This window comes from Bacillus sp. AY2-1, from assembly GCF_008368965.1.
In the GTDB taxonomy this organism is placed as follows: Bacteria; Bacillota; Bacilli; order Bacillales; family Bacillaceae_G; genus Bacillus_A; species Bacillus_A thuringiensis_S.
In genome coordinates this window covers 13,886-28,621 of record NZ_QPEL01000082.1, presented here as the reverse complement: position 1 = coordinate 28,621, position 14,736 = coordinate 13,886, and the positions used below count along the sequence as shown (strand labels likewise).

Genomic DNA, 14,736 nt, shown 5'->3' with positions numbered 1-14,736 from the left:
TACCACGTTGTTTATTATAACTAAACACGTTAACAGTTTGAGGGGGATTTCCAATGTTAGAAAAGCAAATTATTCATTCATTCGTATCTATTGTTGGCGAAGATAATGTAGATACATCCAATATGGGGCGTTTAACTTATAGTTATGATGCCACTCCAAACTTCCAAGCAATGCCTGATGCAGTCATTGCCCCACGTAATACAAATGAAGTAGCTGAAGTGTTAAAGGTATGTAACACTCACAAAATTCCTGTGTATGTTCGTGGGTCTGGAACAAATCTTTGCGCAGGAACATGTCCACTTGAAGGCGGTATCGTCCTTATTTTCCGCCATATGAACAATATTTTAGAAATTGATGAAGAAAACTTAACAATTACTGTACAAGCTGGTGTCATTACACTTGATATTATTAAAGCAGTAGAAGAAAAAGGTTTATTTTATCCGCCAGATCCAAGTTCGATGAAGATTTCTACAATCGGCGGCAATATTAATGAAAATTCAGGTGGGTTACGCGGCTTGAAATATGGCGTAACACGTGATTATGTAATGGGGCTTGAACTTGTCTTACCAAATGGTGATATTATTCGTACTGGCGGCAAATTAGCAAAAGATGTAGCTGGTTACGATTTAACTCGTTTATTTATCGGCTCTGAAGGAACACTTGGCGTGGTAACAGAAGCGATATTAAAACTTGTTCCTATGCCCGAAACAAAGAAAACAATGCTTGCACTCTATGAAGATATTAATGAAGCTGCACGTGCTGTTTCTTCTATTATTGCAAATAAAATTATTCCAGCAACTCTGGAATTTTTAGACCAACCGACAATTGAAGTAGTAGAAGAGTTTGCACAAATCGGTTTACCTACAGATGTAAAAGCAATTTTATTAATCGAACAAGACGGCCCGCCCGAAGTAGTCAATCGAGATATTGAAAACATGGCTAACGTTTGCCGCTCTATGAATGCAGTTGATGTTCGCATTGCAAAAGATGAAACGGAAGCAGATGCACTTCGTACCGCTCGCCGTAGTGCACTATCAGCGCTCGCACGATTAAAACCTACTACAATATTAGAAGATGCAACTGTACCACGTTCACAAATCGCTCCGATGGTTGAAGCTATTAATGCCATTGCAAAAAAATATAATATTCCTATTTGTACGTTTGGACACGCTGGTGACGGTAACTTACATCCAACTTGTATGACAGACGCTCGTAATGCAGAAGAAATGCACCGAGCTGAACAAGCTTTTGCTGAAATATTTACGAAAGCAATTGAACTTGGTGGCACAATTACTGGTGAACATGGTGTTGGTGCGATGAAAGCTCCATATTTAGAAATGAAATTAGGTAAAGAAGGTATTGCAGCTATGCAAGGAATAAAGCAAGCTTTCGATCCAAATAACATTATGAATCCTGGAAAAATGTTCGCGAAAGACACTCGAAAAAGAGTGGTGGTTGAGCGATGACCACATTAAATAAAGAAAATATTCAAAAAGAATTTAAAGAACGATTAAGTGAAGATGAATTACTAAACTGTATGCGATGCGGTTTTTGTTTACCTACTTGTCCTACCTACATTCAATCCGGATATAAAGAGTCACATTCACCGCGCGGACGTATCGCATTAATGAAAGCTATCGTTGATGGTTTAATCGAACCAGATGAAGATGTTGAAAATACATTAAACGTTTGTCTTGGTTGCCGTGCTTGTGAGCCTGTTTGTCCATCTGGTGTAAATTATGGACATTTATTAGAAGAAGCTCGTGATATTATTAATCAAAATAAAAAATTCTCAATGCCAGTGAAAGCTGTTCGAAAAGTCGTTTTTGAAGGATTGTTCCCCCATCAAAATCGAATGAGAACATTAACAGGACTAATTGGATTTTATCAACGTTCTGGTTTACAAACACTAACACATAAAACAGGTATTATGAAGTTATTCCCTGAAACACTTGCAACGATGGATTTCATTTTGCCAAAAGTGCCAAAAATGAAAGCAATGAAAGATCGTCCTTCATTTTTACCTGCAGAAAGTACAAAGAAAAAACAAGTTGCATTCTTCACAGGCTGCTTAATGGATACTATGTTTTTAGAAACAAATAACGCAACGATGAAACTTCTTCAATTAGCTGGTTGTGATATCGTTATTCCGAAAACACAAAGTTGCTGCGGTGCATTGCATGGACATGCTGGTGAAAAGAGTGGAGCAAAAGAATTAGCAAAGCGAAATATAAAGGCATTCGAAGATTTAAACATCGACTATATTATTACGAATGCAGGTGGTTGCGGAGCTTACCTCGTAGACTATGATTATCTTTTAAAGGATGATCCAGAGTGGGCTGAACGTGCTAAGCAGTTTGTTTCTAAGATTAAAGATATTACTGCTATACTAGTAGAACTAGACTTCCATAAGCGAACTGATTTACGACTCACGCAGCAAATTATTACGTATCAAGACTCTTGTCATTTACGCAATGTTATGCGCACAGCTTCTGAACCTCGTATGTTACTAGAGGCTATCCAAGGTGCAACATATCGTGAAATGAAAGATGCGGACCGCTGCTGTGGCTCTGCTGGTATTTACAATATTGTTCATTCAGAGTTATCAATGGAATTTCTAGATTACAAAATGGACCGTGTGCATGAAACAGACGCAGCAACCATTGTTACTGCAAATCCAGGTTGTTTATTACAAATGAAATTAGGAATTGAGCGAGAAGGGCTTTCTCATAAAATGAGAGGAATTCACATTGTAGATTTATTATTAGAAGCAATTGAAACTAACTCGTAACATACGTAATAATAGGAAAACGGCTATCTCCTTCGTCTATGTAAAGAGATAGCCGCTTTTTTGTCTGCTACAACATTAAAAATATGTTACTTTATTATAAAAAAGAACAACAGAAACATTACAGTTTTGTAAAAATCAATCCATTATATTCCTCAAAAAATCGCTCAAACCATTGATACAATAGGATTCTTTATTTTCTCTTTAGGTAAATTTATCCAAAAACCCCTCTTAAAATCAAGTATAAAAACACTATAAATTCCTTTTATACTCTATATTTCTCTTATTTTTGCTCACTTCTTCTCTTAGGATAAATTAGGTAATTTTAAAGTCTATGAATTTTTTTCCATCTTTTTTCTCGCAAATTGTATGCTACGATGAATTTGTCAGTCAGACAGGCTGTCAAAAACAAATCGTGTGAAAACAAATTAAAACTTTATATAGGGGGACACACATCATGAAAAAGCGTGTTTTATTATCTGTAGCTGCTGCAACAGCTCTTACTTTAGGAGTATCTTCTCTAGATGCACAAGCTGCAACAGTACAACCATCTAACATTAAGGTTCAAAATATTCAGCATTCAAAAGTAATGATGAAACAAATGAACCAACAAGAATTACAAGCATTCTTACAAGCTATGGGCGTTGAGTCATTAGCGCAATGGCAACAAGGAAACTTCCAACCAAATTGCATTATTCCTGGTCAACAACCTACTGAAAATGTTGTAACTGAGCAACCAACAGCTAAGCCAGAAACTCAAAAGCCTGCTGAGCAAAAGCCTGCTGAAAACAACAATACTCAAAAACCTGCTGAACAAAAACCTGCTGAGCAAAAGCCTGCTGAAGAAGCAAAATCTTTAAGCGAGTTCGAACAACGTGTTGTTGAATTAACAAACGCTGAGCGTACAAAGCAAGGCTTACCAGCACTAAAAATCGATACTGAATTAAGCAAAGTAGCACGTATTAAGTCTGAAGACATGCAAAAAAACAACTACTTTGATCATAACAGCCCTACATACGGGTCTCCGTTTGACATGATGAAGAAATTTGGTATTTCTTATACATCTGCAGGTGAAAACATCGCTCAAGGCCAACGTACACCTGAAGAAGTAGTACAAGCTTGGATGAACAGCGCTGGACACCGTGCAAACATCTTAAATAACGGCTTCACTCACATCGGTGTTGGTTATGTAGAAAGCGGCAACTACTGGACACAACAATTTATTACAAAGTAAATAGATTAAAAGAGTCTTCTCATAATGAGAAGACTCTTTTTCAAGTTTCATAGCTTTCTATTATGTATGAATAGAAAATATAGAACATAAACAACATAGATCCACAGCTTATTACACTAAGCAATATATAAAATCCCCACTCTAAGTTCAAAAACAATGAAAACAATATGCCACATGCCATCACTTGAAAAATCCGTCTACTTACTAAACGAATTTTTTGTAATTTAATTGGATCTTTTTCTTTGCCTTTTATTTTCTTAAATTCTTTACTCAGCATAAAAAGAAACATACTAATCCCAATCGTTAATCCTGTTTGAAAGAATATAAAATCTCCAAAATTAATCAAGAGAATAAGCATATGAATAAACAACATAAATAATGTAATTTTCTTTATAAATCCGCCTATAATACAATGCTCTCTTTCATTAAACTTAAATATATTATGTGAAATAATATACAAAAATCCATATGAAAAAATAATAAAACAAGGAATAAATGCTACAACAACTTGTTTACTCATAAACTCGTTTGGCTCACCATTTACGTTCCAATGTACTGCCATACGATTTGGTAAATAGGGGTAAAGACATAGAGTAACTAAAAGACAAGCGAAAAATATCCCAAGTACATACTTATATTTGATCAAGTAATTCTCACCTCTCTTTTCTCTTAACGGCTTCGCTTCTTTTAGAGAAATCCCTGCAAAAATCTACTTTTTTCAAATTAAAACTTATACTTTACGCATTTTCTTTTTGAAATTCTTTTATTTTATTATTTAATTTTGTAGGAAACGGCACATCAACTTCAATCGCTTCTTTCGTAATTGGATGCAAGAAATTTATCTTCATCGCATGTAATGCTTGACTGGACATATATTTTGTTTGCCCACCATATAATACATCCCCAACTAGTGGATTACCATTATGACTCATATGAACACGAATTTGATGCGTTCTACCCGTTTCTAATTGTAACGTTACGAAAGTCGTGTTTTGCTTCTTAAAATACTTTTCTACTTTATAATATGTGATAGCTTGGTCACCTTTTGGAGAAATACGACGCCTTGTAGCATGATGGCGATCCCTTCCGATAGCAGCATCAATCGTTCCTTGTTTCTTCTTTACTTTCCCTTCAACGAGCGCTGCGTACGTTCTTTTAATTTTTCGTTCCATTAATAAACGATCCATAATTGCACCAGCAATTCTATGCTTAGCAAACACGACACCACCTGTCGTATCTTTATCTAAACGATGAATATGACGAACCTTCGTCTCTAAACCTTGCATTTGAAAATGAAAAGCAACAAGATTTGCAAGCGTCCTGTTTCCACCTTTTTCAGCAGGATGTGTGTCCATTTGCTCTGGTTTATTTACGATGAGTACGTGATCATCTTCGTATACTACATGTAATTCACCATATTCTGGATCTACACCGTACTCTTCCTCCGCAAACATATGAACTTGTAACTTATCGTTCTCTTTTAAAAGCTCATTCCATCTTCTTTGTTCCCCGTTAACCGTAACACCTTTTTCCATACGAAGCTGATGTAATAGCTTTTTCGGTATTTCCCATTCTACTTTTAATACCGATTCAATACTTATACCATTCCATTTAGCTGGAATGGTAATTTCACACCATTCGCCCTTTTTCTTTGTTTCCATACTGTTTATCACCTTATTTCTATTGATTCTCTCATTGTAACGGAAAACACACTTTGATGCACCGTCAAAAATAGAGGACAGTCTTATAATAGACTGCCCCTCAAGCTCTAAGCCTTTTCATTTCTAACAATACTTCTTCAGCTTTTTGTTCATACGATAAATCTTTAAAGAAATCTGCCAACCTTTTATAATCATTGTAAGCATCTAATAAATCGTCCATCCTTTCTATTTTCATCACTTGTTGTTTTTGTTTCATTTTTACTGGATAACGATAACCTGATACTTCTTGTATTTTGTAATACTCATCCTCTACTTGAACGACCTTTACAAGTTCTTCCTCCTCTGCATCCATCGTATACCCGTCAAATTCTCTAAGTAGTTCATAAATGATATGAGTCCATTCATCTTTTGGATAAAATCCCTTTTCTAACCGATAACCGACAATGCGATACATATGCCCATCGTTTTCTGCAAACTGTACTGTATCATTTAACTTAAACTTAAAATAACGAAACATTGCCTTCACCTACTTGTATGTAATGTTCTTATCACATACTATTTGCAAAATGTAGGTCTTGCTATTCATAAAAAAATGCTCATCAATATGATGAGCATTTTTTTATGATGACTTTTCTCGTTTTTTTCGAAATGGCAACCACCAGTTCCAGTCTCCAAATAACTTCATTAAGCTTGGTACGAGCATAAGACGAATAATTGTTGCATCAAGAAATATTGCTAATGCGACGCCAAGCCCCATCTGCTTTACTGGTAAAATATCAGTAAATGCGAATGCACCCGTTACAACAATCATTATTAAAGCAGCTGATGTAATGATTCTACTTGTTGAAACGAGCCCTTCTAACGTTGCTTGATCGTTATCTCCTGTTTCTTCATAGAGCTCATAAATGCGTGAAATAAGAAATACTTCATAATCCATACTAAGCCCAAATACGAGGCCAAAAATGAAGATTGGTAAGACAAACAGAACCGGACTCGCTTCTAAACCGAAATGACCACCTTCAAATAACCAAACAACAATTCCAATAGTTGCACTTAAACTAAGTATATTCATAATAATTGCCTTAATTGGAATGAGTATAGATCGGAATGCAAATAATAATATAACAAAGGTCGATCCAAATATAACAGACATACCAATTACAACTTTATCTTTAATTTCATCTTCTAATTCTTGTTGAAACGTCGTCATTCCGCCTAGATAATACGTAACATCCGTTTCTTTATAGTTCTTTTTAAAGTCACGCACCCACTGTTTTGCAGTCTCTGTACGTGGTTTTGTTTTCAAAAAGACTTCTATCGTCGTCTTATTCCCTTTCGTGTATGCTTCAAATACAGGAGTTAGTTTCGCTGACTCTGGCGACTGCAATATTCCAACAACTTGATCTGCTTTCATTCCAGTTAACCCGTCGTATAAACTTCTTACTTCATGTACTTTCTTATCATCTTTTAACTTTTGAACGAATTCTTCTATCTTTTGTAGACTTTCTTTTTCTTTCATATCTTCTTTCGTCTCTACAACTAACATAACATCAGCGTGTGTTTTGACAGTTTCATTAAATGCTTCTTCATACTTTTCATATGCAATCCTTGTATCACTCTTTTCAGGTAAAGCTTCAACACCAGGGAACTGCAAATTAGCTGTACGTAACGGCAATAAGCAAATAACAATAAATGTTGTAACAACAATAATCATTGCGATTGGATGTTTCATTACAAATTGTGCAAATTTACGCCATGCTTTTGCCGGCGTATGTGCTACTTGATTCTTTTTTAATATTCTTTTACCTATTAACGATAATAGCGCTGGAAGAAGTGTGAGTGAGAATAAAATACTCATAATCACAACAATCATTCCGCTAATCGCGACAGATTGAATATAATCTATCTTAAAGAAAAACAAACCTGACAACCCAACAAATACGCATAATCCTGAAAATACAATTGCACGTCCTGCCGTCTGATATGTAATTGCTATCGCTTCTTTTACCGTTCGTTTAGCAACTTCCTCTCGAAAACGGTTCACAAATAATAGCGCAAAATCAATAGATAGTGCAAGTCCAATCATCGGTGCAACGTTTAACACGAAAATAGAAAGTTCTTTATCCACACCGATAAAATACAATATACCCATCGTGCTAATAACACTAAGCGCCCCATTCAAAATCGGTAAAATTGATGCCAAAAGGCTACCAAACGAAAATAGTAATACAAGAAACGCAATTGGTAATCCAATCATTTCTGCTACTTTTAAATCATTTTGCGTTCTTTCATTAATCTCTTGATTAATTTTCGGAAATCCTGTAGGTGTTACTTTTAATGCTACATTACTTTCTTTCTCAATCTCATCAGCAAATTGTAATGTCTTTTCCATTCTTTCTTTATTTGTTTTCCCGGAAAATAAAATTGTCGCATAACCGATATCACCTTGTAGCATTTCTTTATTTTGGATTGGGTGATGGAAAGATTCATAGTTCTCTTTCTCTTGAACATTCTTTACAATTTCATCTATTCGTTTTTTAAATTCCTCATGCGAAGCATCTTTATTTTTCTCAAAAACGAGCAGAAGCGTATCTTGAGACCTCTTAAAATCTTTATCTAAAATTTCTTTTGTTTTTTGATAGTCGCCTTCCGTTTGGAAACCGTCACCACCTAATACTCCCGGTAGCTTTGGAGCAAAAATCCCAAGTGCGATTGCGAGCAACAGTAACGCTACAATTACTGTATAACGAAATTGATACAAAAAAGCTCCTAACTTGCCCCACTTATCAACTTTATGAACATTTGTCTTCACACATTTTCACCTACTTTAAATAATTCAATTGTCACTTATACTGTATCATATCTTTATACAAACAAAAAACGCCTAGGAACACTATAATGATAGTTTTTCCAGGCGTTTTTTCTATCTCTCTTTATTAAACCCCAATCTCTCAGTAAGTAAACGATGATAGTAAATAGCGATAACTAACAAAATACCACCTACGCAGTAACCAGCTAAAATATCAGTTGGGTAATGTACATTTAAAATGACTCTACTTAATCCAATCGATAGAATTACTGTGCCCATCAAAATCGTTGTGACACATTTCCCAGCTATGCTTTTCAAATTAGCAGCAATGATATAAGCAAGAAATCCAAATGTCATAATTGATAGCATTGCATGTCCACTAGGAAAACTATATCCAAGTGCATCTAGCGCTTCATTTAATGACGGACGTTCTCTCTGTACAATCTCTTTTATCCCTTTATTCACAAGATGTGTTATTAAAATTCCCAGTGGATACACAATCATCGTAGCATAATAACGCTTCTTCCAAAAAACAAGCAAACTTATAACGAGCGTAGCGACTATCCCAATTGCTGATCCCAATTTTGTAAAGTACGAGAAAAATGTAAGGGAACTCTCCGTTTGTAGCCCTTTTACTAATCCACGGACATATGTATCCATCACGGTAACGCCACCTGCATGTACGCGCCAAGCAACAATACCAAATACAGCAAATAATAAAGCAATACACATTATCTCATATTGATGTAACTTCTTCTTCAAACGATTTCCTCCTACTATGAAAAAATGCGATTTCTACTTTAGAAACCGCATTTCCTTACTTATTTACCTTTTGTTTTTAGCTCTGTCCAGTAACGATCATAGTCTTTTAACTTATCATCTACATCAACAAGCCATTCTGTACGATCTAACTCTTCTTTCGTTAAGAAAATCATGTGATTATCACGGTATTCTTTACTATGAAGAGGATGAGCTTTTTCATTTGGATTACTGTAACCAATTGACTCGTAGTTTTTCACACTTACTTTTTCATCTAGTAAGTAGTTCATAAATTTCTCAGCAAGCTCTTTATGTTTTGCACCTTTTGGAATTGCTAACGTATCAGCCCAAATTGTGCCGCCTTCTTTTGGTACAACGTATTCTACATCTTTATTATCTTTTGCGATAAATGCTGCATCTCCAGACCAAACTGTTCCGATCCAAGCATCTTCTGTAATGAATTTTTGTTTAATGTTGTCTGTATCAAATGCTAATAAGTTTGGAAGCAGCTTCTTTAAATCATCTGCTGCTGTCTTTAACTCTGCATCTTCTTTCGTACTGTTTGAGAAACCGTGCTTCTTAAGACCCATTCCTAATACTTCACGAGAATCGTTTAGTAACGTTACATGTCCTTTATATTTCTCATTCCATAAGTCAGCCCAGCTTGTAGGTGCTTCTTTCACATACTTTTTATTGTATGCAATCCCTGTTACACCCCAAGTGTACACTAAAGAATATTTATTCTCTGGATCAAACGCCGGTGTTTTGAAATTAGAAACCATGTTTTCGATATTTGGGATATTCTTTTTATCTAACGGCGCTAATAAATCCATTTTCGCCATTGTTTTAACCATGTAATCAGATGGCTGAATTAAATCATACTTTGCGCCACCAGCTTGTAATTTCGCAAGCATTTCTTCGTTACTTGCGTACTTATCATAGTTAATTTTCACATTATATTTCTTTTCAAAATCTCTTAGCACTTGCTCATCAAAATTGTCAGCCCAGCTATAAATATTTAATTCTTCTTTTTTTTCACCACAACCAGCAAGTACACCAGCAACAAGGCTAAAGCTAATTGCTGCGCCAGCTATTCTTTTCATTAATTTCATCGGTTTATTACCCCCTCGTACTTTCTATATCATTCGTATTATAAAGGAAGGTGTCCTCCAGAGTTTTCTTCACCATCTGCACCTTTGTTACGAAAGATTTCAGATAGAACCATTAATCCTACGATAGCAACAATTAAAATTGTAGAAAGAGCATTAATTTCTGGTGATACTCCGCGCTTAACCATACTGTAAATGTATAATGGCAATGTTGTTGATCCTGGTCCTGATACGAAGAAACTAATTACAAAATCATCAATTGATAATGTGAATGTTAATAATGCTGCCGAAATAACTCCCGGTGCAATTGCTGGGAACGTTACATAACGAAACGTTTGCCAAGGCGTTGCTCCTAAATCATTTGCAGCTTCTTCTAAGTCACGTCCCATACTTGAAAGACGCGCAGCTAAAATAACAACAACAAACGAAATACTAAATGTAATATGTGCAATAATAATCGTTGTTTGTCCAAGTTCCATTCCTAACTGACTGAAAAGAATTAGTAAAGATAATCCCATTAAAATATCAGGAATTAAAATTGGTAAATATACAAGGCCATTAATAGCCCCTTCGAAACGATATTTATAACGATGTAAAGCAATCGCAAAGAATACGCCAAGTACCGTTGTCACAATCGTTGTTATAACTGCAATCGTAATACTATTTACAAATGCATCAATAACATCTTGTTTTTGAAATAAATCTGTATACCAATGGAATGTAAAACCTTCCCACTCCGCATTAATGCGAGAGTCGTTGAAAGAATAGACCATTAAAACCATCATTGGAAAATACAAGAATAACAAAATTAACCAAGAATAAGAAACTAAAAACTTCTTCATCTTTGCCTATTCCCCTCCGTTCTCATTATATTTATATACTTTCGTTGCACGATAATATAAGTAAATTAACAGAACAGAGAATAGAACAACGATAATCGATAACGCAGATCCAAACGGCCAGTCACGTGCACCTAAGAATTGGTTTTGAATAACGTTTCCGATTAATGCTACTTTCGATCCGCCCATCACGTCTGATACAACAAACATTCCGATAGAAGAAACGAATACTAAAATAGAACCAGTCGCAATTCCTGACATTGTCATCGGCACTGTTATATTCCAAAATGCCTTTATTGGTGTTGCTCCTAAATCATAAGCCGCTTCTAGCTTACGCTTATCTAGCTGCTCAATTGCTGCATACACTGGTAAGATCATAAATGGTAATAAAGAATAGACCATTCCGAGTATTACAGAAGGGGTATTATATAATAAATTTAACGGTTCACTAATAATACCAAGCTTTAATAACAACGTATTCACAAGGCCTTGTGAACGTAAAATAACAATCCATGCGTATGAACGAACAAGAAAGTTAATCCAAAACGGGATCGTTGCCAATAATAAAAGAATAGAACGATATTTGCGGTCAACAATTGTAATTGTATACGCAAATGGATAACCAATTAATAAACATATTACTGTAGTAATAACTGCGATTTTAACAGTTTCCCATAATGTCCCTAAGTACAATGGATCAAACACACGGGATATATTCTCCAGCGTAAATTGCATTTCTACTGTCCCGTAAGCTCCGCGCTGCATGAAGGCGAATCCTAATACGAATACGAGCGGGATTAGGAAGAAAATTAATAACCACGCGACTGTAGGTAGTGCGAGTAATTTCCCTTTTTTCAATTTAAGGTCACCTCGTCCTCTTGCTCCCAGCCTACATATACATTATCTCCAATGCTCCACTGCGCTGCCTCTTCAGCAGTTTGATATGCCATTAGTAATTCTGATGTTTTCTCATCACGTACATAAAGCTTCTCCATATTTCCGACAAACTCTATATCTTCAATATGTCCAAGATGGTATTCTTTTAAAATTGGTTCTTCAACCGAACGTACTTTTACATTTTCAGGGCGAATTGCTACATAGCCTTCCCCGTTTTTCACAATATTATTTTCACCGATGAATGTCGCAACGAACAACGTTTTCGGCTTATTATAAATTTCTTTCGGCGTTCCGATTTGTTCGATATGTCCTTTATTCATAACCACGATACGATCGCTCATGCTCATTGCTTCTTCTTGATCGTGCGTTACGTATATGAACGTAATTCCTAAATTACGTTGTAAGTTTTTCAATTCACGTTGCAAGTCTTTTCGTAACTTAAAGTCAAGCGCTCCAAGTGGCTCATCTAATAGTAATACACGCGGATTATTTACAATTGCTCTTGCAATTGCAACACGCTGCTGTTGTCCACCAGAAAGCTTCGCAGGTTTACGATTACGGAACTCAAGTAACTGCGTTAAACGCATTGCCTCTTCAGCACGCTCTTTCTGCTCTGCTGCTGATACTTTCTGCATTTTCATACCAAAACAAATATTCTTCTCCACTGTCATATGTGGGAATAGTGCGTAATGTTGGAACACTAGGTTCATATGACGCTTATATGGCGGTAAATCGTTAATTCTTTCATCATCTAATAAAAGATTCCCTTTAGTTGGAGTTTCAAATCCTGCGATCATACGAAGTAAAGTCGTTTTCCCGCAGCCACTCGGCCCTAAAATTGTTAAAAACTCTCCCTCTTTAATATCTAAAGAAAGAGGTGGGATAATCACTTGATTTCCAAAATGTTTTTCAACTGCTTCAACTTTAATAATCTTTTTCATTTTCCCGTCCTATCTACCTTAAATTTTAAATTTTTATATTCATGAATAAATATTTATGTTCTATAGACTATTTTTTGTTTCGATCCAAACAAAAATGGTTATTTAGCAAGCGTTCGTTTCTATTCTTTATGTAGTATGTTTGATTCATTTTCGCATGATACATAACGTCGAACAGAAAAACCCCTTCCATTGCGAAGGGGCTATTATCATACGGCTGCGCCTACTGATAAACACCATCATCATTTTAACAACTTTCGTATGAATTTTAAAGCACTTTTTGTAGAAGAGTAACGAATTTTCATGTCGAATGCTGTAGATTGGGCTAAAATGCTTTTATAATGTGAAAAAGTCCGAAAACTTTCTTTCCCATGATAACCCCCTAATCCACTACTTCCAACACCCCCAAAAGGTAAATATGGCGTGGCAAGATGATAGACAACATCATTAATACAGCCTCCACCATATGAAATATTACTCGTCACTTTCTTTTGTACTTCTTTATCTTCAGAAAATACATATAACGCTAACGGCTTCGGATGTTGCTGAATTGTGCCAATTACATCTTCTATATTGTCGTACTCTATGATTGGTAAAATCGGGCCAAAAATTTCATCTTCCATAACAGCATCTTGCCATGTAGTATCCGCTAGTACTGTCGGCTCAATATGTAATGTATCTTTCTTATAGTTTCCACCAATTACGACTTGACCATCTTGTAAAAATCGACATAATCGTTCAAAATGACGCTCACTTACAATACGCACGTAATTTTCATTTTGCAAAGGTTCTTTACTATACTGCTCTGTAATTTCATGTCGCATTGCCTCAATTAGCTTTTCTTTCACGGAAGAATGCACGTACATATAATCAGGCGCTACACACGTCTGCCCTGCATTTAAAAACTTACCCCAAACAATTCTTCTTGCTGTCATCTCTATCTTTGCATCTTTATGTACAATACAAGGACTTTTCCCGCCAAGTTCTAACGTAAGCGGCGTCAACTGTTTCGCTGCTGCTTCCATTACAACTTTTCCAACGCCAACACTACCAGTAAAGAAAATATAATCAATCGGTTCCCTCAGCAAAGATGTACTCTCTTCAACGCCACCTTCTACTACCGCTACAAGCTCTTCTGGGAATAACTCACCTAACATTCTCTTAAGCACTTTTGAAACGCTTGGCGTTAACTCTGACGGCTTTAAAACGATTGTATTTCCAGCTGCCAGTGCTCCTACAAGTGGTGCAATTGCTAATTGGAACGGATAGTTCCACGGTGCAATAATAAGCGTAACACCATACGGTTCTGGCACTACTTTTCCTTTTGATCCAAAATGAGTCAGTGCTGTTCGAACTCGCTTTGGTTTACTCCACGATGACATATGTTTCAATTGAAAAGAAATTTCTTTTAATACATATCCAACTTCCGTTGTAAACGACTCGTGAACTGACTTATTTAAATCTAATTTCAATGCCTGAAATATTTCTTCTTCAAAACGCTGAATGCCTTCATAAAGCCTCTTCAAATTATTCTTTCTCATTTCGATGCTTCTCGTATGCCCTTTTAAAAAATATTCCTTTTGCCTACTTACAATAGAGGAAATACTCATTCACTCACCTTCTCCCACTATTTTTATCCAGTTCTTTCATTATTTATATAGACTTCATATATAATAAATTTCTATTCTTAAAGTTACATTAT

General features: G+C 35.7%; 13 protein-coding genes. 3 read left to right on the top strand and 10 right to left on the bottom strand.

The features are described from left to right. Positions 1–53: 53 nt before the first annotated feature. The 3 genes from glcD (at position 54) to DN403_RS19980 (ending at position 4,022) form a co-directional block, all read left to right on the top strand. The gene (gene glcD, locus DN403_RS19990) at positions 54–1,466 is read left to right on the top strand and encodes a glycolate oxidase subunit GlcD (protein ID WP_000890758.1); all 1,413 of its coding nucleotides are present in this window, start codon (positions 54–56) and stop codon (positions 1,464–1,466) included. Then, positions 1,463–2,791: a (Fe-S)-binding protein gene (locus tag DN403_RS19985; RefSeq protein ID WP_149185692.1), complete on the top strand. Its 1,329-nt coding sequence runs from the start codon at positions 1,463–1,465 to the stop codon at positions 2,789–2,791. The genes glcD and DN403_RS19985 overlap by 4 nt, the downstream gene beginning before the upstream one ends. A 454-nt stretch (positions 2,792–3,245) precedes the next feature. Further along, complete coding sequence (locus DN403_RS19980; protein ID WP_149185691.1) at positions 3,246–4,022, top strand: CAP domain-containing protein; 777 nt, start codon at positions 3,246–3,248, stop codon at positions 4,020–4,022. Positions 4,023–4,062: 40 nt separating this feature from the next. On the opposite strand, the gene DN403_RS19975 is transcribed toward DN403_RS19980, so the two are convergent. The 10 genes from DN403_RS19975 to DN403_RS19930 all read right to left on the bottom strand — a co-directional run bounded on the left by DN403_RS19975 (position 4,063) and on the right by DN403_RS19930 (position 14,644). Next, positions 4,063–4,668 (bottom strand): DUF1648 domain-containing protein, encoded by a 606-nt coding sequence (locus tag DN403_RS19975; RefSeq protein ID WP_000599007.1) that lies wholly within the window; start codon positions 4,666–4,668, stop codon positions 4,063–4,065. A 91-nt stretch (positions 4,669–4,759) separates the two neighbouring features. Beyond that, positions 4,760–5,683, bottom strand: a complete 924-nt coding sequence (locus tag DN403_RS19970) for an RluA family pseudouridine synthase (RefSeq protein WP_000448328.1) — start codon at positions 5,681–5,683, stop codon at positions 4,760–4,762. Positions 5,684–5,783: 100 nt separating this feature from the next. Further along, positions 5,784–6,200, bottom strand: coding sequence for a hypothetical protein (locus tag DN403_RS19965; protein ID WP_000490302.1), 417 nt, complete (start codon positions 6,198–6,200; stop codon positions 5,784–5,786). A 102-nt stretch (positions 6,201–6,302) separates the two neighbouring features. Further along, positions 6,303–8,495 carry an MMPL family transporter gene (locus DN403_RS19960; RefSeq protein WP_000856413.1) on the bottom strand — a complete coding sequence of 731 codons (2,193 nt, stop codon included), beginning with the start codon at positions 8,493–8,495 and terminating at the stop codon, positions 6,303–6,305. A gap of 111 nt (positions 8,496–8,606) precedes the next feature. Then, positions 8,607–9,254 carry a phosphatase PAP2 family protein gene (locus DN403_RS19955; protein WP_000727779.1) on the bottom strand — a complete coding sequence of 216 codons (648 nt, stop codon included), beginning with the start codon at positions 9,252–9,254 and terminating at the stop codon, positions 8,607–8,609. Between the two features lie 59 nt (positions 9,255–9,313). Then, positions 9,314–10,363: a spermidine/putrescine ABC transporter substrate-binding protein PotD gene (gene potD, locus DN403_RS19950; RefSeq protein ID WP_000772489.1), complete on the bottom strand. Its 1,050-nt coding sequence runs from the start codon at positions 10,361–10,363 to the stop codon at positions 9,314–9,316. Positions 10,364–10,401: 38 nt separating this feature from the next. After that, positions 10,402–11,202, bottom strand: coding sequence for a spermidine/putrescine ABC transporter permease PotC (gene potC / locus DN403_RS19945; RefSeq protein ID WP_000714192.1), 801 nt, complete (start codon positions 11,200–11,202; stop codon positions 10,402–10,404). A 6-nt stretch (positions 11,203–11,208) separates the two neighbouring features. After that, entirely contained in the window at positions 11,209–12,057 is an 849-nt protein-coding gene (potB, locus tag DN403_RS19940) for a spermidine/putrescine ABC transporter permease PotB (RefSeq protein ID WP_000715500.1), read from the bottom strand. After that, complete coding sequence (potA, locus tag DN403_RS19935) at positions 12,054–13,037, bottom strand: spermidine/putrescine ABC transporter ATP-binding protein PotA (protein ID WP_000720333.1); 984 nt, start codon at positions 13,035–13,037, stop codon at positions 12,054–12,056. The genes potB and potA overlap by 4 nt, the downstream gene beginning before the upstream one ends. 239 nt (positions 13,038–13,276) lie before the next feature. Then, the gene (locus tag DN403_RS19930) at positions 13,277–14,644 is read right to left on the bottom strand and encodes an aldehyde dehydrogenase (RefSeq protein ID WP_000028385.1); all 1,368 of its coding nucleotides are present in this window, start codon (positions 14,642–14,644) and stop codon (positions 13,277–13,279) included. Between the last annotated feature and the right edge of the window lie 92 nt (positions 14,645–14,736).